Here is a 20,399-nt window from a genome sequence, read left to right as displayed (position 1 = left end):
GGTTCAGCCTTTGGGCGGCCGTTTCATCCCGGCCTTGAGGCGCAGGAGGATATAGACCGGCACAACGATGGTGGCGCCAAGCAGCATATAATTGAGGCCGTTGCCGACCGTCCATTGCCACAGGCCATTGAGCTTGTCGCCGACCCAGCCGTAAACATCGCCGGGGCTGAGGTCGAGCCAGTAGAGGATAGCACCGACAATCAGGCTCCAGACCGCCAGCTTGACAATCAGCCCGACATCGATCTTCGACGCCGCACTCACCGGGAAACGGCCCTTGCGACATTGTTTTCGCGCAGGAGATAGGCAAGGCAGGCGCCAACCTCGGCTTCCGAGCCATGCGGCGTGCGGGCAGCAAGGCTGGCAGCCTTGGCATCGCGGAAGACAACATCGAGAACGCAGTCGTCGCCTTCGAAAAGCATCACCGTCACCGGGCCGTCGTTACGCACCAGGCCGGGTTCGCCGATCACGCCTTCCACATCGCGGGGAGCAAGGCCCAGAAGCCGCTCGGGCGAGAAGGGCGGCGTGAAGGATTCCTCGGTCAGGTCATCCGTCTCAACGGCGGCGATCTGGGGTGCGTCCTTCATGTCGCTGGTGGCCATGCGCGGCCCCTTGGGCGCTTCGGGCGCCGGGTCCACGGCAGCGACCGGTGCGGGCGTCTGGGTTGTCGCGTCGGTGCAGGCGGCCACAAGAAGGAGGGCGAAGGGCAGGGTGAGGGCGGAAAAACGAACCATCGTCGTCAACTACTTTCAGGTCTCTGTCTGGTCATGCCTCGGCGGATGGCATCCCGCCATCCCTTTCGGCCAGCATCTGCACGATATGGGTCATCAGTGCGGCCCCGAGAATCGGCGCCAGTATATTGAAAATCGGCACAATGAACAGGCCCGCGATGGCGACCCCGCCCAAAAAGATGCTGCCACCTGCCCGCTTGCGAAAGGCGGTGGCGGCGCGGGGGCCTGCATGCCGTTGAATGACCAGATCATAATATTCGCGCGACAGGAGAAATCCGTTGATCGTGAGATAAAGCGCGAGCGTGCCAAGCCCCCCAGTCGAGAAAAGAAGGATCATGTAGGGTACGAAGGCCAGAAGGTTCAGAAGAACCATCAGTGCCATCAGTTTCAGGCTGGCCCAGACGGTTTCGGGGATACCCACCGGTCGGGGGCCGACCCGCGCCGGATAATGCCGTTTTTCCACCGCCGTGCAGACCTGGTCGGCAAACAGGCTCATCACCGTGACGGCGATGGCGGGAAAAAGGAACCAGATGGAGAGAAGCGACACGGCGACATAACCGCCAGCATCGATCCATTCATAGCCGGATTTATAGTCGGCCGGCCAGAAAACCCAGCCCGCATAAAGCGTGCCGCCAAGAACGGCAGCAGAAACGACAAGCCCGAGGAAAAAGAGCCGGCGGAAAACCGGATCGTCAAATTGGCCGAGCGACCGGGTGATGGCGGTGACGAGCATCAGTCAAACGAATGGACGAGCATGGGGCCAAGCGGCCGCCCGCCGAAGATATGGATATGTAGGTGCGGCACTTCCTGATGCGCGTTGGTGCCGGCATTCGCGAGGATGCGGTAACCGGGCTCGACGAGCCCCAGATCTTTCGCAACCGTGCCGACGGCCCGGAAGAAACCCGCGATCAGGTCGGCGGGGGCATGTGCCGTGAAATCCGCCATCGAGACATACTCGCCCTTCGGGATCACCAGCACATGAACCGGCGCCTGCGGGTTGATATCATGGAAGGCGAGGGCGAATTCGTCCTCATAAACCTTCTTTGCCGGTATCTCGCCGCGCAGGATCTTCGCGAACACATTGTTCTTGTCGTAGGCCATCGCCTGTCCTCCCGCCTATCCTTAAAGGATGAATTTCGTCAGGTCCCCGGCTGTCGCCGCCTCGCCGATATTATCACGCACATAGGCTGCATCCACCTTCACGGTCTGCCCGCTCATGTCCGCGGCCTCGAAGGAAACGCTTTCAAGCACCTTTTCCAGAACCGTATGAAGCCGTCTCGCCCCGATATTTTCAACCGTTTCGTTGAAGTGGGCGGAAACACGGGCGATTTCGGCAATGCCGTCCTCGGTGAAATCAAGGCGGACATCTTCCGTGGCCATCAGCGCCACATACTGGCGGATGAGGCTATAATCGGGTTCGGTGAGGATACGCTTGAAATCCCCCTCGGAAAGGGCCGAAAGCTCCACGCGGATCGGCAGGCGGCCCTGCAACTCGGGCAACAGGTCCGACGGCTTGGCGATATGGAAGGCGCCGGACGCGATGAACAGGATATGGTCGGTCTTCACCGCTCCGTGCTTGGTGGCCACCGTCGTGCCCTCGATGAGCGGCAACAGGTCGCGCTGCACACCTTCGCGCGAGACATCCGCACCACGGACGTCGGCACGGGCACATATCTTGTCGATCTCGTCGAGGAAGACGATGCCATTCTGCTCGACGGTCGTGACCGCCTCGCGGGTGGTGGCTTCCTGGTCGACTAGCTTGTCGGCTTCCTCGCCCATCAGCACTTCATAGGCTTCCGAAACCTTCAGTTTCTTGCGGGTGGTACGGCCCCCGCCCATCGCCTTGCCGAGTATGTCGGAGAGGTTGATCATTCCCATTGAGGCGCCGGGCATGCCGGGGATTTCAAAGGTCGGCATTCCGCTGCCTGTATCGGCCACATCCAGCTCGATTTCCTTGTCCGCCAGTTCGCCCTCGCGGAGCATCTTGCGGAACTTCTGGCGTGTCGCCTCACCTGCACCGTCGCCAACGAGCGCATCCAGCACGCGTTCCTCGGCCGAAAGTTCGGCCTTGGCCGCCACCTCAGCACGCTTCTTGTCGCGCACCATCACGATCGCGACTTCGACGAGATCACGCACGATCTGCTCCACATCGCGGCCGACATAACCGACCTCGGTGAATTTCGTCGCTTCCACCTTGATGAAAGGCGCATCGGCAAGTTTGGCAAGACGGCGCGAAATCTCGGTCTTGCCCACACCGGTCGGCCCGATCATCAGGATGTTTTTCGGCAACACCTCTTCGCGCATCGCACCTTCCAGCTGCTGGCGCCGCCAGCGGTTACGGAGCGCCACGGCCACAGCGCGCTTGGCATCCTTCTGGCCGATGATGAAACGGTCGAGCTCGGAAACGATCTCGCGGGGGGAAAAAGCTGTCATGGGGATATCCTTATGCCTCGGCCTGAGCGTTCGGCAGCTTTTCGAGGACGATATTATGGTTCGTATAGACGCAGATGTCGGCGGCGATGGCCATGGCGCGACGAGCAATTTCCTCGGCCGTCAAGTCAAGGTCATAAAGCGCGCGGCCGGCGGCGAGCGCATAATTGCCGCCCGAGCCGATGGCAACAACACCATGTTCGGGCTCCAGCACGTCGCCGTTGCCGGTAACGACAAGGCTGACGGTCTCATCAACCACGATCATCATGGCCTGCAGCTGGCGCAGATATTTGTCGGTCCGCCAATCCTTGGCAAGCTCCACAGCCGCACGCGCAAGCTGGCCGGGGAAACGTTCGAGCTTGGCTTCAAGTCGCTCGAAAAGCGTGAAGGCATCGGCGGTGGCACCCGCAAAGCCGGCGATCACCTTGCCGCCCGCCAGCGTGCGGACCTTGCGGGCATTCGCCTTCATCACGGTATCGCCAACCGAGACCTGGCCGTCGCCCGCGATGGTGACCGTGTCGCCCTTGCGCACGGAGATGATCGTGGTGGCGTGCCAGCCCGGAAATTTGCTGCTGTCGTGGGTCATTCGGGATAGGGTCCTTCGTGTGTGTTTTCCCCGATATATGGGGCGCCCCCCTCGCTTGCAAGGGCAGGCGGCGGGCGAGGGATGCTTGTGAGCGACGAAACAATATGTTTCCCATGGGGTTACCAGATGGGCTTTCGCACCTGCAAAACCGGTGTTAAAGAGAGGCACCCTAGACCCGGAGGATAGTGCCCGATGCGTACGGCTGTGATCGATCGCAACACGAATGAAACGAAGATCAGCGTGAAGCTGAATCTCGATGGCAAAGGCCAGTATGAGGTGAAAACCGGGATCGGTTTTCTCGATCATATGCTGGAGCAGCTGTCGCGCCATTCGCTGATCGACCTGACGCTGACCTGCGAGGGTGACCTCCATATCGACGGGCACCACACGACCGAAGACTGCGGCATCGCCATCGGTATGGCCTTCAAGAAGGCGCTCGGCGACATGAAGGGCATCACCCGCTATGCCCATGCCTATATCCCGATGGATGAAACGCTTACCCGCGTGGCGCTGGATATTTCCGGGCGGCCCTTCCTTGTATGGAAGGTGAATTTCCCGCGCGAGAAAATCGGCGAGATGGATACCGAGCTTTTCGAGGAATTTTATCGCGGCTTCGCTTTCGCGGCCGGCATCACGCTGCATGTGGAAAACCTGTACGGCGTGAACAGCCACCATATCATCGAAAGCTGTTTCAAGGGTCTCGCCCGCGCGCTCAGGGCTGCGCTCGAGATCGATCCGCGCAAAGCCGATGCCATCCCTTCGACCAAGGGTACGCTGGGCGGCAGTCTCTGAGGCTCCTATGACGGAACGACTGGTACTGATCGACTACGGCTCTGGCAACCTCAGGTCCGCCGAGAAAGCCCTGGTGCGCGCTGCCACGGAAGCAGGCCTCGATATCGAGGTGAGCGTGAGCGCTGATGCCGAGGCCGTCCGCAAGGCTGACCGCGTGGTGCTGCCGGGCGTTGGTGCATTCGGCGATTGCCGCCGGGGGCTTGATGCCGTGCCAGGGCTGAAGGACGCCCTCGAGGAAACCGTGCAAGGGCGGGGCAAGCCCTTCCTCGGGATTTGTGTGGGCATGCAGCTGACCGCCCGCGAAGGCCATGAACACGGCGTGCATCCGGGCCTTGGCTGGCTTGATGCCACCGTCGGCCCGCTGACGCCGGCGGACAAAAGCCTGAAAATTCCCCACATGGGCTGGAACGAACTGGCGCTGACGGGCGCGGGGCAGGATCACCCTGTCGCCCGTGTCATCACGCCCGGCGATCATGCCTATTTCGTCCACAGCTACCATATGACGGTGGCGGATGAGCGCGCCCTTCTCGCCACCTGCGATTATGGCGGGCCGGTGACGGCAATTGTGGGCCGGGACAACTTTATCGGCACCCAGTTCCACCCTGAAAAGAGCCAGGCCGTCGGCCTGAAATTCCTGACCGCCTTTCTGGAGTGGCACCCATGATCAATATCTATCCGGCCATCGACCTGAAAGACGGCGCCTGCGTGCGGCTTTACAAGGGCGCGATGGACGCCGCGACCGTGTTCAACAAGGATCCGGCAGCCCAGGCCGCCGCCTTTGTGGCAGCCGGCTGCAACTGGCTGCATCTTGTGGACCTGAACGGCGCCTTCGCCGGCACGCCGGTCAACAAAAAAGCGGTCGACGATATCCTTTCAGCGATCAGCGTGCCCGTGCAGCTCGGGGGTGGCATCCGCGACCTTGCCACCATGGAAGCCTGGATCGATGCAGGCATCACCCGCCTGATCCTTGGCACCCTGGCCGTGAAGGACCCCGCCCTTGTGAAGAAAGCCTGCCGCGCCTTCCCCGGCCGTATAGCCGTCGGCATCGATGCGCGCGGCGGGAAGGTCGCTGTGGAAGGCTGGGCCGAGACAAGTGAGCTTGGCGTTATCGACCTCGCCAAACGGTTCGAGGATGCGGGTGTTGCGGCCATCATCCATACGGATATCGACCGCGATGGTACACTTGAGGGCGTCAATGTCGCGGCCTCGTCGGAGCTTGCCGCTGCCGTCTCGATCCCCGTGATCGCCTCGGGTGGTGTGAAGGATCTGGATGACATCCGCGCCGTTGTTGCCGCCGGCAACCTTGACGGTGTCGTCACCGGCCGTGCGCTTTATGACGGCGGGATGGACCTCAAGACTGCGCTGAAAATCGCTTGCGAGGGGGACGCCTGATGCTGAAGGCCCGCGTCATCCCCTGCCTTGACGTGAAGGACGGCCGCGTCGTCAAGGGTGTCAATTTCGTTGGCCTCAAGGACGCCGGCGACCCGGTTGAACAAGCCCGCATCTATGATGCCGCTGGTGCCGACGAGCTGACCTTCCTTGATATCACTGCATCCCACGAACGCCGCGATATCCTTCTGGATGTCGTCGCCCGCACGGCCGAAGCCTGCTTCATGCCGCTAACCGTCGGTGGCGGGGTCCGCACGGCGGAAGACGTGCGCCGTTTGCTGCTCGCCGGTGCCGACAAGGTTTCGCTGATGACCGCGGCGGTGAATAACCCGTCCGTCATCGGCGAGCTTTCCGAGAAATTCGGCGCCCAGTGCATCGTGGTCGCGGTCGACGCCAAGAAGGTCGGCCATGACAAGTGGGAGGTCTTCACCCACGGCGGCCGCACCGCCACCGGCCTCGATGCCGTTGAGTATGCCAAGGAAGCTGCCCGGCTTGGCGCTGGCGAAATCCTCCTCACCTCAATGGACCGCGACGGCACCAAGGACGGCTTCGATCTGGACCTCGTCCGCAGGGTGTCCGATAGCGTCAGCGTACCCGTCATCGCCTCGGGCGGGGTTGGCAATCTTGATCATCTTGTGGAAGGTATCCGCGACGGCCACGCTTCTGCCGTGCTTGCAGCCTCGATTTTTCATTTCGGGGACTATAGTATCGCCGAAGCCAAGGCCCATATGAGGGCCGCTGGCATCGCCGTGCGGGAGTCCTGAGATGAAAACAAGCGCCGCCACCTTCGTGGCCCTGGCAGAGACGATCGAGGCCCGCAAGGGCGGCGATCCGAAGGCGAGCTACGTCGCCAGCCTCTTTGCCAAAGGCCGGGCGAAGATCGCCCAGAAAGTGGGGGAAGAAGCCGTTGAAACCGCGATGGCGGTGGCCGCCGGCGACGACAAGGCGCTTGTCTCTGAAAGTGCGGACCTGATGTTCCACCTGATGGTGCTTCTGTCGGCGCACGGCCTGAGCCTCGACGATATCGCCGCCGAGCTCGCCCGGCGCGAAGGCCTTTCCGGCCTCGTCGAAAAGGCGAACCGGGCTCCATGAACGGGGCGGTCCTCCGCTCTTCCCTGATTGCGCTTCTTCTGGCGCTGGGTGCTGGCCCGGATGCCGGTGCCGCGCTTTTCAGCTCGCGCAAGCCGAAGCTCAATTTCCCGCTGGACTGCACGCTTGGCAAGGATTGCTGGATCACCCGCTATATGGACCGGGGGCTTGGCAGCACGGTTTCCGACCACGCCTGCCGCCGCCGCAGCGAGGACGGCCACAATGGCACCGATATCGCGGTTTCAAGCTTTGCCCGCCTGCGGGCCGGTGTGGGCGTGCTGGCGGTGGCGGAAGCAACGGTCGAGCGCGTGCGCGACGCGATGCCGGACCGTAAGGTGACGGTGGAGGAGCGCGACGATATCGCCGGGCGCGAATGCGGCAACGGCTTGGTCCTTGACCTTGGCCGTGACTGGCAGGTGCAATATTGTCATCTGCGCGAAGGCAGCCTCCGCGTGAAGCCCGGCGACAAGGTGAAGGCCGGCGATTTTCTGGGCGAGATGGGCGTTTCGGGCCTCACTGAATATCCCCACCTGCATATCACGGTGCGGCACATGGGGGTGATTGTCGACCCGTTCGGGGGCGGCGCCATGGAAAACGGCTGCGACAGGCGCGGTCCCAAGCCGCAATTGTGGCGCCAGCCGATCACCGAACCCTCGATCGTTCTTCTGCCCCCCACTTTCAGCGCCAAACCGCACACACGCGCGAGCCTCTGGGAGCCGACCGCAGCCGAGCTTGGCACCGATGCCCCGGCGCTTATCCTCAATGGCCGCGCCTTCCATGCCCGCGCGGGCGACACCTGGGATATTCGCCTGATTGACCCCAAAGGGGGCGTCGTGATGGAAAACCGCACGAAGATCGAGCAGGACCGCCAGCTGCAATGGCGCTATGCCGGGGTGCGCCGCCCGCCAAACGGCTGGATGCCCGGCCTGTGGCGCGGCGAAGTGATGGTCACGCGGGACGGCTATCCGCCCAGCCGCAGCAGCATCACCATCGTCATTCAGGATCGGCCCATGGCGAGCGTCAGCGCACCGCAGCCAGCACCGCCTGCGGATTGAGCCGACGGTAGGAAAGCGCCTCAGCCACGTCCGCTGCCGTCACGGCATCGCGCCCGGCAAGATCGGCCAGTGTGCGCGCCACCCGCAGTACCCGGTGATAGCCCCGAGCACTCAGCCGCATCTGGGTAACCGCCTCTTCCAGCAGCTTGCGTCCCTTGTCATCAGGTGCGGCCACTGTTTCCAGAAGCTGGCCGTCCGCTTCGGCATTGGTGCGCACCCTGGCCGCCGGGTCGAGCCGGGCGTAACGATCCAGCTGCGCCTGCCGCGCTGCCGCCACGCGGGCTGCCACATCGGCCGAACTTTCGGCGGGCGGGGGCAGGGTAAGATCGGCGGCGGAAACGGCCGCCACCTCGATCATCAGGTCCATCCGGTCATAAAGCGGGCCCGAAATCTTGGCCTGATAGTCCGCTCCGCATTTGGGCGCGCGGCTGCAGGCCATGCTTTCGTCACCGAGATACCCGCAGCGGCAGGGATTCATCGCGGCGATAAGCTGGAAGCGGGCGGGATAGGACACATGCGCCTGCGCGCGGGCAATAACGGCGCGGCCGGATTCCATCGGCTGGCGCAGGGCCTCGAGCGTGCCACGGGCAAATTCGGGCAGCTCGTCAAGGAACAGCACCCCGGTATGCGCGAGCGAAACCTCGCCCGGCTTGGCGCGCGTACCACCACCGATCAATGCCGGTTGGCTGGCTGTGTGGTGCGGATTACGAAATGGGCGGGTGCGCGAAAGCCGCCCGTCGGTCAACTCACCCGCAATCGAGGCAATCATGCTGACTTCGAGCGCTTCACCGGACGATAGCGGCGGCAAAAGCCCCGGCAGGCGGGCGGCAAGCATCGACTTGCCCGAGCCCGGCGGCCCGACCATCAGGAGATTGTGCCCGCCCGCGGCCGCGACCTCCAAGGCACGCTTTGCACTCTCCTGGCCTTTAATATCGCGCAGGTCCGGTACCGGCCGGTCATCCAGCAGGATTTCGGCCTTCGGTGGCTCCAAAAGCCGCGTTCCGCGCAGGTGATTGATCAGGCTCATCAAGTCGTGCGGCGCGACAATCTCGCTTGATCCCGCCCACGCCGCTTCCGGCCCGCAGGCGCCCGGGCAAACGAGGCCTTTCTCTTCCGACCCCGCATGGATTGCTGCCGGCAGCACGCCGGGCACAGCCCGCACCGAGGCATCAAGTCCCAGTTCCCCCATCGCCATGAAACCTTCAAGGCTGTCAGACGGCAGCACCTGCATGGCGAGCAAAAGCCCGAGTGCGATGGGCAGGTCGTAATGGCTGCCTTCCTTCGGAATATCGGCAGGCGACAGGTTCACGGTGATGCGTTCGGGCGGCAGCGAAAGGCCAATGGCAGTCAGCGCCGCGCGCACCCGTTCCCGCGCTTCGCTCACCGCCTTGTCGGGCAAGCCGACGACGGTGAAAGCCGGCAGGCCGCCCGATATCTGCACCTGCACGTCGACAGTCCTGCCCTCGATCCCCTCGAACACCACCGTCTGCACCGTTGCAACCATGCGCCTGCCCCCGCGTCTGCCGTGTAGACCTGCAGCTTAGGGTTAGGAACGGGCGCGTGGCAAGCGTGTTTGTTTCCTGTTTGTTCAGTCGCCCCGGTCGACGATCTTCAGGATGGCATCCAGCTCGGCGCCCGTCAGGCGGGGCAAACGCTTGGCAAGAAGGTTGGCGAGCCGCGTGGCGCGTTCATCCATGCCGCTTGTATCGATGGTCACGCGGGGTTTGGAGACCTGCGCCAGTTTGGTCAGCGCCTCGGCGTCATCCCAGATGAGGCCGAAATGATGGATCACCTTCTGCAGGAAGGGCCAGGAGGGCGCGCCGCGCTTGCCATGTTCGAGTGCGGAAAGATAAGCCGGCGTCACCTGCAGGGCGGCTGCCATCTCGGCCTGGCTTTCGCCGCGCGCGGCTCTCAGTTCCCGCAGTCTTTCCCCGAACGGCGTCATGCCTCATCCCCCGTTTTTCGCCGGCTGCCCGGCAGGCGTTTGCGCAAGCGTATATAGAAGGCGCCGTCGCCGCCATGCTCGTCTGCCGCCGGGCCGTAGCTTTCAACGAAGGGGCGAAGTTCGCTGGCTTCAAGCCACAGGGGCAACATGCGGCGGAGCACGCCGCCATGTTGTTCGAAATCCTCGCGGCGGCGGAACATGGCGGGCAGGGCCCCAATCTGGTTGAAACGCGCCCCGCCCTTGCCGGTGACCACAAGAAGCGTCTTGTCGCCCCGGCGGATGGCGCCTTCGATAGCGCCCTTCAGGGCATTATAGGCGCCGTCCTGCGTCATGCCATGCAGGTCCAGCGCGCGGTCCACATCCGTGTGGCCCTTGGCGATGCGGCGGCGGGTCTTGCGGTCGATGCCGGGCGTCGGCGCCGGGCCACCTTCGCGGAACCATTCGTCCGGCAGGCGGTCTGCGCCACGGTCGGGCACATCAGGTCGGCGGGGGCTGAGAGGGGGTGGTTTCGGCCGGCCCTTCAGGGGGCGCACGCTGGCGGCCAGTGCCTCCCAGAGGGTCGCGTCCTCGCCCGTCAGCTCAGGCGGGGCGGCAGGTTTCCGTGGCCGTTTACGACCGCCCGGCATCGGGGCCGATCCCGTTCGGGAGAAGGAGCCAGAAGCGACCCTTGGCCGCCATATGGCCAGCAATCGTCGTCGCGTCCTCGCCAAAGCCCCAGTAAACGTCGCCGCGGATCTCGCCGCGGATCGCCCCGCCCGTATCCTGCGCCACCATCAGGCGGTTGAGGGGCAGGCTCTCACTCGGCGCTTTGGGATTGGGCTGGCTGGCGGACAGGAAAACAGGGGCGTGCAGGGGCAGGTGGCTGCGATCAACGGCCAGCGACCGGCCACCGGTGAGCGGCACGCCGGCCGCACCCAGGGGCTCCTGATCGACCGGCAGATCGCGGAAGAAAACGAAGGAAGGGTTGGCTTCCATCACTCCGGCGGCTTCGTCCGGGTGGGTGCGCAGCCAATCCTTGATCGCCGGCATCGACATCTTTTCACGCGGGATTTCACCGCGTTCGATCAGGATACGACCAATTGCGACATAAGGGTGACCGTTTTGGGCTGCATAGCCGACCTTGCGGATGCTGCCATCCGGCATCTGAACGCGCCCGGAGCCCTGGATATGCAGGTTGAAAGCCTCGACGGCATCATCAACCCATAGAAGCTCGAGCCCGCGACCGTTGAGTGCGCCCTTGTTGATATCCGCGTGGGAAGCATAGGGCACCAGCTGCCCGTCCTTCACCTCGCCCGCGATGCGTTCGCCCTTCAGACTGTCGCGGAAAAGGCCAAGATTGACCATCACGAGCTCGGGCGGGCGCACATAAAGGGGCACGTTATAGGTTTCGGAAGGCGTTTCGCTGCCCTTCAGGAAGGCTTCATGATAGCCGGTGAAAAGCCCGGTCGGATTGCCGGCAAGGGTAACCGCATAAGGCGTGAAATTGGCTTCGATGAAAACACGCAGCGTTTCGGTGTTGGCTCCTTCCAGCGTGAGAAGCGCGCCGCAAACGGGCTTCCAATCCGCCGCCGTACCGCCAATGGCAGCACCGGGGATAGCGCGGCTGTCTGGCAGAGTCAGGATACGCTTGCAGCTTTCGGAGAGCGCCGGCCAAGCGTCGGCGGTGGGATCGGTGTCCCAACCCGGCAGATCGCTGTAGGAAACGGGGGCGAAGCGCAGGCCGCGCTCGGGTGGGCGCAGGAAAAAGGCAAGCGCTAGCGGCAGGGCCACCAGCGCCAGAAAAGCCAGAAGCTTCAGGAAGCGCCCCGCCACGGCAGGTCAGCCGGCGCGGGTTGCGACAAGGCTCCAGGACGGATCGCGCGATTTCAGGTCGCGGGCGAAGGTCCAGTTGTCGTTCACGACGACGCTGTCCGACAGGTTGCCTTCGATGGCCTTGCCGTCCTTGTCGCGCGTGACCGCGATGATCTCCGCCGAGAAATGGACGGTGATTTCAGCGGTCTTGCCTTCAAGGCGCGCGTCGACGATATCGGCAGCCGTCACCTCAAGGAGGCGGTTATCGAGCTTGTGGCCGGCTTCCTCGCGCGCTTTCAGGGCCGCGTCGAACTGGTCGAACACCGCAGGCGACAGATAGTTTTTGAGCGTGCCGCGGTCGCCAGCCCAGAAAGCCTCCAGAATCATCGGATAAGCTTGAGCGGCCCCGTTCACAAATTGCGCGGGACTGAAATGGCTATCCAGCCGGCGCATGGCATTGAAGGCCGTGGCAAAGCGGGGATCGGCGGCTTCAGCTTCGGCAGGGGCTGCATAGTCGGCATCCTCAACCGGGCGACCCTGCAGATCGACCACGCGGTCAGACCCCGCGGCGCGCGGGTGCGGGTTCGACGGCGGCAAGGGCTCATTGCCGGTCTTGTTGCCAAGTTCGCCCCTCAGCCGCAGGAAAATGAATCCTGCCACCATGGCGAGGATGATGATGTCGAAAATTTCCATGTATCGTGTTCCAGGTCGACCCAGCAGAGTTTTTAAGGCGCAAAGCCATTGAAGGCAGCGCCCATGATCCCCTAATAGATAGGTGTGTTGAAGGAAAAGAACAAGCGATGGGTTGGATTCTCCTCATTCTTCTGATCGGCCTGCCGGTGGCGGAGCTGACTGTATTGATCGACGTGGGCGACGAAATCGGCGCCTTGTCGACCGTTGGCCTTTGTATCCTGACGGCTGTTGTGGGCCTCGGTCTTGTGCGCCATCAGGGCATCGGGCTGATGCTGGACATGCAGCGCGCGGCCGCTGACGGGCGGCCCGTGGGCGCCGCGCTCGTGCATGGTGCCTTCCTTCTGGTTGCCGGTTTCTGCCTGATGATCCCGGGTTTCCTGACAGACGGCCTCGGTTTCCTCCTGCTGATCCCGCCGGTGCGCAGCGCCCTTATCAAGGCGGGTGCGGCCGGGCTGATGGTTCGCCCGCGGGGGGGATCCAGCCGGGTCATCATCATCGAGGGGGAAGTGGTTTCCGAAAGCGACGACCCCACCCCGCCACGCCCTATCGACAAAATGTGAAATTGCCGGAAACCCCGGAATTCCGGGTTGTTCCCCCCTCCAAACCGTGCTAGCCGTGTCCCCCGAAAACGATCCCGGGTGGCCCTCGAAACCGGCGGCGCCCCAAAAAGGAAACGCACTTACCATGGCCGACAATGTTTTCGAGAACGACCAGAACCCGCTGAGCGGTCCCGCCCCTGACGGCGCCGACATGCCGCAGGTTGGCGTGATCACCCAATATGTGAAGGACCTGTCCTTCGAGAACCCGAATGCCCCGGCAAGCCTGCAGAACATGACCGCCGCCAAACCGGCGATCGACGTGAATGTGAATGTGGGCGTGCACCGGCTGGGTGACGACGTTTACGAGGTGGAACTGAAGATTTCCGCCACCGCCAACAACACGCTCGAAGACGGCAAGAACCAGGTCGCGTTCGCTGTCGAGCTTGTCTATGGCAGCCTTTTCGGCCTCCGGAACGTGCCCGAGGAAGCGGTTCGCGCCTTCCTGCTGGTGCAGGCTCCGATGCTGATGTTCCCGTTTGCCCGTCGCATCATTGCAGATGCGTCGCGCGATGGCGGCTTCCCGCCGCTGCTGCTTGAGCCGATCAATTTCGAAGCCCTTTACCGGGCCCAGATGGCGCAGGACCAGCAGGGTGCTGAAGAACCGACCCCGGAAACCCTGAATTAAGAGCAACAACCTCTCCAGAGTCCGGGAGCGGAAAGCTCCGAAGTGCGGGCCGGCTGCAATCCATGAGGTTGCAGCCGGTTCGTCTTTTTATTGGCTGTCGTGAGCCGGATTTATGGTCAGGCGAATGCCGCCGCGCGTTTGATGCGCGTGTCGAGCCGGTCCTGCATCGCCGTTATCACAGCGTTGATTACGTCCTTTTCCGCAACATCGGGATGACCGCAGTTGAATGGCGGCTCGGGGTTATATTCAAGGCCGAGCTGGATCATCTTGGCAGCCTGTTCACCCGCAAGGGCAGCTGCGACCGTGAGGCCGAAGTCAATCCCTGCCGTCACGCCGCCCCCGGTGATACGGTTGCGGTCGGTGACCACTCGGCCCCTGGTCGGGGTCGCGCCGAAATGGCCCAAAAGCCCCACCGAGGACCAATGGCTGGTCGCTTTGTAGCCCTCGAGGAGCCCGGCCGCCCCGAGGATCAGCGATCCCGTGCAAACCGAGGTCACATAGTCCGCCTCAGCAGCCTGCTGGCGCAGGAAATCGAGCGCTGCTTCATTTTCATAGAGGCTTTCCACATGCGGCCCGCCGGGCACGCACAGGACATTGAGTTGAGGGCACTCCTCATACGTAGTCGTCGGCAGCAAGCGCAGGCCCGTGTCGGCCGTGATAGCGTCAAGACTATCCGCCACCAGATGCACGCGGGCGCCCGGCACGCGCGAGAGCACCTCGAAAGGCCCCGCAAAATCCAGTTGGGTCAGGCCGTTGAACAGCAGAAATCCGATTTCGATGGTCATGGTTTTTCTCCTCGTGTCGTGTCTCGGTTTCTATGCCCTCATCCTATGCTTGATTGCTATTGGCGGATATGACACATAATATGTGATTTCTGCCAATCCAGAGGTGGGTCCTCATGCGCACCATCGTGATCGTCGGCTTCGACCGCGCCCAGATCCTTGATATCACCGGCCCCGCGCAAGTGTTTGCGTCAGCAAGTGAACTGTCGCCGCAGCCGCAATACCGCGTCGTGCTCGCGAGCCTTGAGGGTCGCCACATCGCCACTACCGCCGGACTTACCCTTCAGGCCACACCGCTGGATGAAGTGAAGCTTGAGGACGCCGACACTGTGCTGATTTCCGGTGGTCACGGCGCTGAGCAGGCGGCCAACGACGCCCGCCTGCAGGCCTTTGTACAAAAGGCGGCGGGCAGCGCACGGCGGCTGGGGTCTGTCTGCACCGGCGCCTTCATCCTGGCCGCTGCCGGGGTGGCAGAGGGAAAGCGCCTCGCCACCCACTGGCGCTGGGCCAGACGGATGCAGGAGATATATCCGGCAGTCACTGTCGATGCCGACGCACTTTATGTGCAGGACGGCCACCTCTGGTCCTCGGCCGGTGTAACTGCAGGCATCGACATGTGTCTGGCGCTTGTGGAAGCCGACCTAGGGCGTGACATCGCCATGAAGGTCGCCCGCGGCCTTGTGGTTTACGCCCGCCGGCCGGGTAGCCAGAGCCAGTTCAGCACACTTCTGAAGGGTCAGGTGAAATCCGCCGGCAGTTGTGGTGCCATCATCAACTGGATGGCCGACCATCTGGCCGAACCGATCACGGTGAATGATGCAGCCGCGCGCGCGGGCATGAGCGAGCGCAGCTTCCACCGCCATTTCGTGAAGGAAACCGGCGACACCCCGGCACGCTATCTGGAGCGCCTGCGGCTCGATGCCGCCCGCAGCCTCCTCGAAGGCCCCGGCCTGCCCCTGAAGGCCGTCGCCGCCCATTCAGGCTTCGGCACCGCCGGACGGCTCATTCAGGCGTTCGAGCGTCGTTTCGGCATGAGCCCGACAGCATACCGGCAACTTCACGGGCAGGGGTGATCAGCGCGCCGCCTTGGCAAGACGCAGGCAGGCGCGGGCGCAGATGATCTCGGCAGGGTTGCCGGTGGTTTTGCACTCGAGATCGGCTTCGATAAGGATATCGAGCGCCTGTTCGATCTTCCGCGCGGTCCAGCGGGCGAGATCGGCGGTGAAAACCGGCTTTTCGAAGAAAATGACCGGCGGGCGCAGGCGTTCGACCGCTTCGGCGGGGCCCAGATTCTGTTCCGTCATCAGGGCACGCGCGTAATGCAGGCGCATCAGCCGGCGGGAAAGCAAGAGAAGGATCGCGATGGGGCTTTCACCGGCGATCCAGGCGCGCTCAAGGCCCGTTTCCAGCTTCTTCATGTCGCCCGCCGTGACGGCCGAGGCAATCTCATGCAGCGCGAAGGCCGCCGTGTCGCCCACGCAGGCGCGGGCGTCATCGAGCGTGATCTCGCTTTTGTCGCTGCCCTTGTAAAGGACAAGCTTGTCGAGCTCGCCGCGCGAAACAGCGCGGTCGCCGCCCAGATTTTCCATCAGATAGGCCATCGCATCGCGGCTGGCACGCAGTCCGGCGGCAGACAGCACTTCCTGCACAAGGCCTGAAAGATCGCGGGCGTTATCCTCGTAACAGGCGATGGCGAGGGCATCCTTGCCGCCTTCGACCGCCTTGCGGAGCGACGAGCCGCCGTCCAGATCCCCCGCCGTGATGAGGAGAAGCCCGTCACCGCGCGGGTCGGCCAGCACCAGCTTCACCGCGTCCGTCATATCGTTGCCGGCACCTTCAAGGCGCACAAGGCGGCGCCCGCCGAGCATCGAGATGGCCGACATTTCATCAACGAGAAGCGAGGGTGTGGCCTTCACGGCCGCATTGTCGGGCCGGGCAACCTGAAATGGATCGGAAAGATCGGGCGCGATCTGCTTGCCGATGCGGGTGGCACGTTCGCGCGCCAGCCCCTCGTCCCGGCCATACACCAGCACGACCCGAACCCCGGCCGGCAGCGACCGGCAAACGGCTTCGATGTCGCGGGGTGAAACCTTCATCGGCCAGTCTTTTCCTTGTCCTTCTGGTTGAAATAGAGGGCAAGGCGGCGATGGATCCGCTCGGCAAGTTCAAAGGCAAGGCGGCGGGCAGCGTCTTCGCGCTCGGCAACCGTCGCATAATCCGACAGCACAAGATCGTAAGACGTGCGGGCGCGCAATGTGTCCTCGATCACCGGCATGTCTTTGCCGATGGGGGTGAGGCGGATCACGGCCGTCAGGATCATCTGTTCCTGCGTGGCGGCGGCGTCCGAGCGGATACCGAAGCCTTCGGTTTCGGTATTCAGCACCACATCCAGCCGGTAATCGCTGTGCGCGCCAGACCCCATCCGCTCGATCAGGCGGTTGCGCATCTCCTGCCCCAGTCGGTCGGCAATCGGGCCGACCTCGACCCCCGCGATCCCCGCACGCACTGCCCCGTCCACCCCACCGTCATAAAGCGGTTGAAACCCGCAGGCGGCGGTCAGGAGTGCGGCGGCAAGGGCGAAGGCGGGGGCAAGGCGCATGGACCGGCGGCTCCTAGTTCGCGACGATATTGACGATACGGCCGGGCACGACGATGACCTTGCGCACCGTGACGCCGTCAAGGAATTTGAGAACCTTGTCGTTCGCCAGCGCCACCTTCTCGACCTCGTCCTTCGGCATATCCTTCGCCACATCGATCGTGTCGCGGGTCTTGCCGTTCACCTGCACCGCAAGCGTGACGGTATCGTCCACCACCAGCGCCTTGTCGGCAACCGGCCACGGCGTATCGGCCACAAGGGTCGTGTGGCCAAGCTTCGACCAAAGCTCCTCGGCGATGTGCGGCATCATGGGGCCGACGAGCTGCACAAGGATTTCGCATGCTTCGCGCACAGCTTCTGCGGCACCGTCGCCCTTGGTATCAGCGCCAAGCGCATTGGCGAACTCGTAAAGCCGCGCCACCGCCTTGTTGAAATGCAGGGCCTCGATATCGCCGGTCACGCCGTCGATCGTTTTATGGGCTGCCTTGCGAAGGGCCAGCGCGCTTTCCGACAGACTGGCCGGCATCGCGGCGCCTTTCGGCGCCATGGTCTCGAGCGCCCCCGTCACCAGCCGGTGCACGCGCTGCGTGAAGCGCCACGCACCTTCAATCCCGGCTTCAGTCCAAAGGAGGTCACGCTCCGGCGGGCTGTCCGACAACATGAACCAGCGGGCGGTATCGGCGCCGTACTGGTCGATAATGTCGTCGGGATCGACCACGTTCTTCTTCGATTTCGACATCTTCTCGACGCGGCCTTCAACGACATCAAGGCCGTTGTCAGTGCGGTAGAAGGTGCCGTCTTCGCGGGGCTGAACAAGCTCGGGGAAGACCCACTGCCCGGTCGTGTCCTTGTAAGTCGCGTGGTTCACCATCCCTTGCGTGAAGAGGCCTTCGAAAGGTTCGGTGATACCGACCCGGCCGACCTTGTGAAGCGCACGGGTGAAGAAGCGGGCATAGAGAAGGTGCAGGATCGCATGCTCGATCCCGCCGATATATTGCCGCACCGGCATCCAGCTGTCCGCGATATCCTTGTCGAACGGCACGTCATGGCGTTCGGGTGTACAGAAGCGCAGGAAATACCAGCTGCTGTCCACGAACGTGTCCATCGTGTCGGTTTCCCGGCGCGCCGGCTTGCCGCACGAGGGGCAGTTCACATGTTTCCAGGTCGGGTGATGCTCCAGCGGGTTGCCCGGCCGGTCGAAGCTCACGTCTTCCGGCAGTTTCACTGGCAGGTCGCTTGCCGGCACCGGCACCACGCCGCAGGCGTCGCAGTGGATGACCGGGATCGGCGTGCCCCAATAGCGCTGGCGCGAGACACCCCAGTCCCGCAGGCGGAAATTCACCCGGCGGGTGCCCCAGCCATCGGCTTCGGCCTTGTCGATGATCATCGCCTTGGCGGCGGAGGCTTCCATCCCGTCCATGAAGCGGCTGTTGATCATCACGCCGGGGCCCGTATAGGCCTCGTCGCCGATTTCGAAGGTGGCGGCGTCGCCGTCTGCTGGCATCACCACTGGCACGACCGACAGGCCGTATTTGCGCGCGAAATCGAGGTCGCGCTGGTCGCCCGACGGGCAGCCGAAGATGGCGCCGGTGCCATATTCCATCAGCACGAAGTTGGCCACATAGACCGGCAATTTCCAGCTGCTATCCAGCGGATGGATAACATGCAGGCCGGTGTTGTAGCCTCGCTTTTCCGCCTTTTCGAGCGCTTCCTCGCTGGTGCCCGTCTGGCGGCACTCGGTGATGAAAGCGGCGAGTTCGGCATTGGTTTCAGCAAGTTTCGCGGCAATCGGATGATCGGCTGAAATCGCGCAGAAGCTGGCACCGAACAGCGTATCGGGGCGGGTGGTGTAAACCGGCAGGTCTTCGCCCGTCTCATCCACCTTGAAGGTGAACTCGAGCCCTTCCGAACGGCCGATCCAGTTTTCCTGCATCAGTCGGACCTTGTCGGGCCAGCGGTCGAGCGTCTTGAGGCCATCCAGGAGTTCGTCAGCGAAATCGGTGATCTTGAGGAACCACTGGCTGAGCTTGCGGCGCTCGACAAGCGCGCCCGAACGCCAGCCGCGGCCATCAATCACCTGCTCGTTCGCGAGCACGGTATTGTCGACCGGATCCCAGTTCACCCAGCTTTCGCGGCGATAAACGAGACCGGCTTCCAGAAAATCGAGGAAGATGCGCTGCTCCTGCCCGTAATATTCGGGGTCGCAGGTTGCGATCTCGCGGTCCCAGTCGATGGCGAGGCCCACCTGTTTGAGCTGGGCGCGCATGTTGGCGATATTATCGTAGGTCCAGTCGGCAGGGTGGACCTTGCGCTCCATCGCGGCGTTCTCAGCCGGCATGCCGAAGGCGTCCCAACCCATCGGGTGCAGCACCTCGAACCCGCGCGCGCGGCGGAAGCGGGCAACCACATCACCGAGTGTATAGTTCCGCACATGGCCCATATGGATGCGGCCAGAGGGGTAGGGGAACATCTCAAGCACGTAATATTTGGGCTTGCTGCTCGTGGAATCGGTCTTGAAGCTGGCACGGTCTGTCCAGACCTTCTGCCATTTCGCTTCGGTTGCCTTGGCATTGTAGCGCGACATGATATTCACTCGGATAGTTGAAGGGTCCGGCCATGCCTTACGTGCGGCATGCCCCGGACCCGGTCATTCTTGGAATTGTGCGTCCTTAGCGGACGGCACCGACCTTCAGGGTCCGGGCCTTCGCGAGGATCGATTCCTCGATCGTCAGCGCGGTCGACGCCTGCACCGGCACCGACACCCAGTTGCCGCCCTGTTCGGCTTCGCGCACGACGCTGACCTTGATCCCGTCGGAGCGCAGGTCCTCGCTGAGGAAACGCACCATCACCTTCACCCGCTCGGTCGGGGTGGCGGGATCGGTCTGCCAGCCGGTGAGGATCACGGCTGCGGCCGGGTCTGCCTTTTCAATCGGCATGAAGGACAGGGTTTCAAGGGTTGCCTGCCACAGATAGCCATTCACGCCAAGCGCCGTGGTCCGCGCCTCGATCTTTTGCGCCTCAACCTCGTCGCCGCCGCCGAAAATGCCGCAGGCCGCGAGCATCATAGAAGCCACTGCCACCAAGCCAAACCGCATCAATCGAATCATACCCGGGTTCCCGTTCTTCGCTATCGTTCCAGCGGCAAAGACATGCCCATAATGGGACTTGCCGCCATGCTCCTTGGCCTTATAGCGGCCTCGCCGCCCCCTGACCAGCCAGAAAAGCGGGCAAACCGTGGCCTCCGGGTCACAGCCAGCTTTTATTCGCCTCCACCTCTTGCCCTCACACAAAAATCGTCC

Annotated in this window: 25 protein-coding genes; 9 read left to right on the top strand and 16 right to left on the bottom strand. The window is 63.3% G+C overall.

Annotated elements, in window-relative coordinates:
- Positions 1-3: 3 nt before the first annotated feature.
- From OU694_RS11140 to hslV, 6 genes are read right to left on the bottom strand one after another with little or no spacing between them, the layout of a single operon-like run.
- Entirely contained in the window at positions 4-261 is a 258-nt protein-coding gene (locus tag OU694_RS11140) for a DUF6460 domain-containing protein (RefSeq protein WP_308911082.1), read from the bottom strand.
- A complete protein-coding gene (locus OU694_RS11135; RefSeq protein ID WP_308911081.1) occupies positions 258-731 on the bottom strand; it encodes a hypothetical protein in 474 nt (157 codons plus the stop codon). The genes OU694_RS11140 and OU694_RS11135 overlap by 4 nt, the downstream gene beginning before the upstream one ends.
- A gap of 31 nt (positions 732-762) precedes the next feature.
- Positions 763-1,461 (bottom strand): EI24 domain-containing protein, encoded by a 699-nt coding sequence (locus OU694_RS11130; protein WP_308911080.1) that lies wholly within the window; start codon positions 1,459-1,461, stop codon positions 763-765.
- Entirely contained in the window at positions 1,461-1,829 is a 369-nt protein-coding gene (locus OU694_RS11125) for a histidine triad nucleotide-binding protein (RefSeq protein ID WP_308911079.1), read from the bottom strand. Before OU694_RS11125 ends, OU694_RS11130 begins: the two co-directional genes overlap by 1 nt.
- 21 nt (positions 1,830-1,850) lie before the next feature.
- Positions 1,851-3,161 carry an ATP-dependent protease ATPase subunit HslU gene (gene hslU, locus OU694_RS11120; RefSeq protein ID WP_308911078.1) on the bottom strand — a complete coding sequence of 437 codons (1,311 nt, stop codon included), beginning with the start codon at positions 3,159-3,161 and terminating at the stop codon, positions 1,851-1,853.
- 10 nt (positions 3,162-3,171) lie between these two features.
- Complete coding sequence (hslV, locus tag OU694_RS11115; protein ID WP_308911077.1) at positions 3,172-3,744, bottom strand: ATP-dependent protease subunit HslV; 573 nt, start codon at positions 3,742-3,744, stop codon at positions 3,172-3,174.
- A gap of 192 nt (positions 3,745-3,936) precedes the next feature.
- Between hslV and hisB the strand changes: the two genes are divergently transcribed.
- Genes hisB through OU694_RS11085 form a run of 6 tightly spaced genes read left to right on the top strand, consistent with a single transcriptional unit; the run spans position 3,937 to position 8,069 of the window.
- Positions 3,937-4,536 carry an imidazoleglycerol-phosphate dehydratase HisB gene (gene hisB / locus OU694_RS11110; RefSeq protein WP_308911076.1) on the top strand — a complete coding sequence of 200 codons (600 nt, stop codon included), beginning with the start codon at positions 3,937-3,939 and terminating at the stop codon, positions 4,534-4,536.
- 7 nt (positions 4,537-4,543) lie between these two features.
- Positions 4,544-5,200 (top strand): imidazole glycerol phosphate synthase subunit HisH, encoded by a 657-nt coding sequence (gene hisH, locus OU694_RS11105; protein WP_308911075.1) that lies wholly within the window; start codon positions 4,544-4,546, stop codon positions 5,198-5,200.
- Entirely contained in the window at positions 5,200-5,928 is a 729-nt protein-coding gene (gene hisA / locus OU694_RS11100; protein ID WP_373460360.1) for a 1-(5-phosphoribosyl)-5-[(5-phosphoribosylamino)methylideneamino]imidazole-4-carboxamide isomerase, read from the top strand. Before hisH ends, hisA begins: the two co-directional genes overlap by 1 nt.
- Positions 5,928-6,689 carry an imidazole glycerol phosphate synthase subunit HisF gene (hisF, locus tag OU694_RS11095; protein WP_308911073.1) on the top strand — a complete coding sequence of 254 codons (762 nt, stop codon included), beginning with the start codon at positions 5,928-5,930 and terminating at the stop codon, positions 6,687-6,689. The genes hisA and hisF overlap by 1 nt, the downstream gene beginning before the upstream one ends.
- 1 nt (position 6,690) lies before the next feature.
- Positions 6,691-7,017 (top strand): phosphoribosyl-ATP diphosphatase, encoded by a 327-nt coding sequence (locus OU694_RS11090; RefSeq protein ID WP_308911072.1) that lies wholly within the window; start codon positions 6,691-6,693, stop codon positions 7,015-7,017.
- Entirely contained in the window at positions 7,014-8,069 is a 1,056-nt protein-coding gene (locus OU694_RS11085; RefSeq protein ID WP_308911071.1) for a M23 family metallopeptidase, read from the top strand. Before OU694_RS11090 ends, OU694_RS11085 begins: the two co-directional genes overlap by 4 nt.
- On the opposite strand, the gene OU694_RS11080 is transcribed toward OU694_RS11085, so the two are convergent.
- The 5 genes from OU694_RS11080 to OU694_RS11060 all read right to left on the bottom strand — a co-directional run bounded on the left by OU694_RS11080 (position 8,035) and on the right by OU694_RS11060 (position 12,498).
- A complete protein-coding gene (locus OU694_RS11080) occupies positions 8,035-9,573 on the bottom strand; it encodes a YifB family Mg chelatase-like AAA ATPase (protein WP_308911070.1) in 1,539 nt (512 codons plus the stop codon). The two genes, OU694_RS11085 and OU694_RS11080, sit on opposite strands and share 35 nt — an antisense overlap.
- A gap of 84 nt (positions 9,574-9,657) precedes the next feature.
- Positions 9,658-10,014, bottom strand: a complete 357-nt coding sequence (locus OU694_RS11075) for a helix-turn-helix domain-containing protein (protein ID WP_289504353.1) — start codon at positions 10,012-10,014, stop codon at positions 9,658-9,660.
- The gene (locus OU694_RS11070; RefSeq protein WP_308911069.1) at positions 10,011-10,640 is read right to left on the bottom strand and encodes a Smr/MutS family protein; all 630 of its coding nucleotides are present in this window, start codon (positions 10,638-10,640) and stop codon (positions 10,011-10,013) included. The genes OU694_RS11075 and OU694_RS11070 overlap by 4 nt, the downstream gene beginning before the upstream one ends.
- The gene (gene mltA, locus OU694_RS11065) at positions 10,624-11,826 is read right to left on the bottom strand and encodes a murein transglycosylase A (RefSeq protein WP_308911068.1); all 1,203 of its coding nucleotides are present in this window, start codon (positions 11,824-11,826) and stop codon (positions 10,624-10,626) included. The genes OU694_RS11070 and mltA overlap by 17 nt, the downstream gene beginning before the upstream one ends.
- A gap of 6 nt (positions 11,827-11,832) precedes the next feature.
- Positions 11,833-12,498 (bottom strand): Tim44/TimA family putative adaptor protein, encoded by a 666-nt coding sequence (locus OU694_RS11060; RefSeq protein ID WP_308911067.1) that lies wholly within the window; start codon positions 12,496-12,498, stop codon positions 11,833-11,835.
- 107 nt (positions 12,499-12,605) lie between these two features.
- Here OU694_RS11060 and OU694_RS11055 point away from each other — a divergent pair, with 107 nt between their 5' ends.
- Positions 12,606-13,058, top strand: a complete 453-nt coding sequence (locus OU694_RS11055) for an FxsA family protein (RefSeq protein ID WP_308911066.1) — start codon at positions 12,606-12,608, stop codon at positions 13,056-13,058.
- Between the two features lie 124 nt (positions 13,059-13,182).
- Entirely contained in the window at positions 13,183-13,722 is a 540-nt protein-coding gene (gene secB / locus OU694_RS11050; RefSeq protein WP_308911065.1) for a protein-export chaperone SecB, read from the top strand.
- A gap of 116 nt (positions 13,723-13,838) precedes the next feature.
- Here secB and OU694_RS11045 read toward each other — a convergent pair whose 3' ends face one another.
- On the bottom strand, positions 13,839-14,507 hold the full coding sequence (locus OU694_RS11045) for a DJ-1/PfpI family protein (protein ID WP_308911064.1): 669 nt from the start codon (positions 14,505-14,507) through the stop codon (positions 13,839-13,841).
- A gap of 113 nt (positions 14,508-14,620) precedes the next feature.
- Between OU694_RS11045 and OU694_RS11040 the strand changes: the two genes are divergently transcribed.
- Complete coding sequence (locus OU694_RS11040) at positions 14,621-15,577, top strand: GlxA family transcriptional regulator (protein ID WP_308911063.1); 957 nt, start codon at positions 14,621-14,623, stop codon at positions 15,575-15,577.
- Here OU694_RS11040 and holA read toward each other — a convergent pair whose 3' ends face one another.
- From holA to OU694_RS11020, 4 genes are all read right to left on the bottom strand, one after another.
- Entirely contained in the window at positions 15,578-16,600 is a 1,023-nt protein-coding gene (gene holA / locus OU694_RS11035) for a DNA polymerase III subunit delta (protein WP_308911062.1), read from the bottom strand.
- Entirely contained in the window at positions 16,597-17,103 is a 507-nt protein-coding gene (lptE, locus tag OU694_RS11030) for an LPS assembly lipoprotein LptE (RefSeq protein WP_308911061.1), read from the bottom strand. Before lptE ends, holA begins: the two co-directional genes overlap by 4 nt.
- A gap of 13 nt (positions 17,104-17,116) precedes the next feature.
- Positions 17,117-19,684 carry a leucine--tRNA ligase gene (gene leuS, locus OU694_RS11025; RefSeq protein WP_308911060.1) on the bottom strand — a complete coding sequence of 856 codons (2,568 nt, stop codon included), beginning with the start codon at positions 19,682-19,684 and terminating at the stop codon, positions 17,117-17,119.
- Positions 19,685-19,769: 85 nt separating this feature from the next.
- Positions 19,770-20,207 (bottom strand): DUF3576 domain-containing protein, encoded by a 438-nt coding sequence (locus tag OU694_RS11020; RefSeq protein ID WP_308911059.1) that lies wholly within the window; start codon positions 20,205-20,207, stop codon positions 19,770-19,772.
- Positions 20,208-20,399: the final 192 nt, after the last annotated feature.

It is taken from the genome of Pseudokordiimonas caeni (assembly GCF_026719705.1).
GTDB lineage: Bacteria > Pseudomonadota > Alphaproteobacteria > Sphingomonadales > Kordiimonadaceae > Gimibacter > Gimibacter caeni.
Note: the sequence above shows the minus strand (reverse complement) of the source record. Positions and strands in the feature narration are given on the sequence as shown.

What these genes read in the sequence shown, in the direction of transcription:
- OU694_RS11135 (WP_308911081.1), bottom strand. Translation starts at nt 731, where the DNA reads ATGGTTCGTTTTTCCGCCCTCACCCTGCCCTTCGCCCTCCTTCTTGTG.
- OU694_RS11130 (WP_308911080.1), bottom strand. Translation starts at nt 1,461, where the DNA reads ATGCTCGTCACCGCCATCACCCGGTCGCTCGGCCAATTTGACGATCCG.
- OU694_RS11125 (WP_308911079.1), bottom strand. Translation starts at nt 1,829, where the DNA reads ATGGCCTACGACAAGAACAATGTGTTCGCGAAGATCCTGCGCGGCGAG.
- hslU (WP_308911078.1), bottom strand. Translation starts at nt 3,161, where the DNA reads ATGACAGCTTTTTCCCCCCGCGAGATCGTTTCCGAGCTCGACCGTTTC.
- hslV (WP_308911077.1), bottom strand. Translation starts at nt 3,744, where the DNA reads ATGACCCACGACAGCAGCAAATTTCCGGGCTGGCACGCCACCACGATC.
- hisB (WP_308911076.1), top strand. Translation starts at nt 3,937, where the DNA reads ATGCGTACGGCTGTGATCGATCGCAACACGAATGAAACGAAGATCAGC.
- hisH (WP_308911075.1), top strand. Translation starts at nt 4,544, where the DNA reads ATGACGGAACGACTGGTACTGATCGACTACGGCTCTGGCAACCTCAGG.
- hisF (WP_308911073.1), top strand. Translation starts at nt 5,928, where the DNA reads ATGCTGAAGGCCCGCGTCATCCCCTGCCTTGACGTGAAGGACGGCCGC.
- OU694_RS11090 (WP_308911072.1), top strand. Translation starts at nt 6,691, where the DNA reads ATGAAAACAAGCGCCGCCACCTTCGTGGCCCTGGCAGAGACGATCGAG.
- OU694_RS11085 (WP_308911071.1), top strand. Translation starts at nt 7,014, where the DNA reads ATGAACGGGGCGGTCCTCCGCTCTTCCCTGATTGCGCTTCTTCTGGCG.
- OU694_RS11080 (WP_308911070.1), bottom strand. Translation starts at nt 9,573, where the DNA reads ATGGTTGCAACGGTGCAGACGGTGGTGTTCGAGGGGATCGAGGGCAGG.
- OU694_RS11075 (WP_289504353.1), bottom strand. Translation starts at nt 10,014, where the DNA reads ATGACGCCGTTCGGGGAAAGACTGCGGGAACTGAGAGCCGCGCGCGGC.
- OU694_RS11070 (WP_308911069.1), bottom strand. Translation starts at nt 10,640, where the DNA reads ATGCCGGGCGGTCGTAAACGGCCACGGAAACCTGCCGCCCCGCCTGAG.
- OU694_RS11060 (WP_308911067.1), bottom strand. Translation starts at nt 12,498, where the DNA reads ATGGAAATTTTCGACATCATCATCCTCGCCATGGTGGCAGGATTCATT.
- OU694_RS11055 (WP_308911066.1), top strand. Translation starts at nt 12,606, where the DNA reads ATGGGTTGGATTCTCCTCATTCTTCTGATCGGCCTGCCGGTGGCGGAG.
- secB (WP_308911065.1), top strand. Translation starts at nt 13,183, where the DNA reads ATGGCCGACAATGTTTTCGAGAACGACCAGAACCCGCTGAGCGGTCCC.
- OU694_RS11045 (WP_308911064.1), bottom strand. Translation starts at nt 14,507, where the DNA reads ATGACCATCGAAATCGGATTTCTGCTGTTCAACGGCCTGACCCAACTG.
- OU694_RS11040 (WP_308911063.1), top strand. Translation starts at nt 14,621, where the DNA reads ATGCGCACCATCGTGATCGTCGGCTTCGACCGCGCCCAGATCCTTGAT.
- holA (WP_308911062.1), bottom strand. Translation starts at nt 16,600, where the DNA reads ATGAAGGTTTCACCCCGCGACATCGAAGCCGTTTGCCGGTCGCTGCCG.
- lptE (WP_308911061.1), bottom strand. Translation starts at nt 17,103, where the DNA reads ATGCGCCTTGCCCCCGCCTTCGCCCTTGCCGCCGCACTCCTGACCGCC.
- leuS (WP_308911060.1), bottom strand. Translation starts at nt 19,684, where the DNA reads ATGTCGCGCTACAATGCCAAGGCAACCGAAGCGAAATGGCAGAAGGTC.
- OU694_RS11020 (WP_308911059.1), bottom strand. Translation starts at nt 20,207, where the DNA reads ATGATTCGATTGATGCGGTTTGGCTTGGTGGCAGTGGCTTCTATGATG.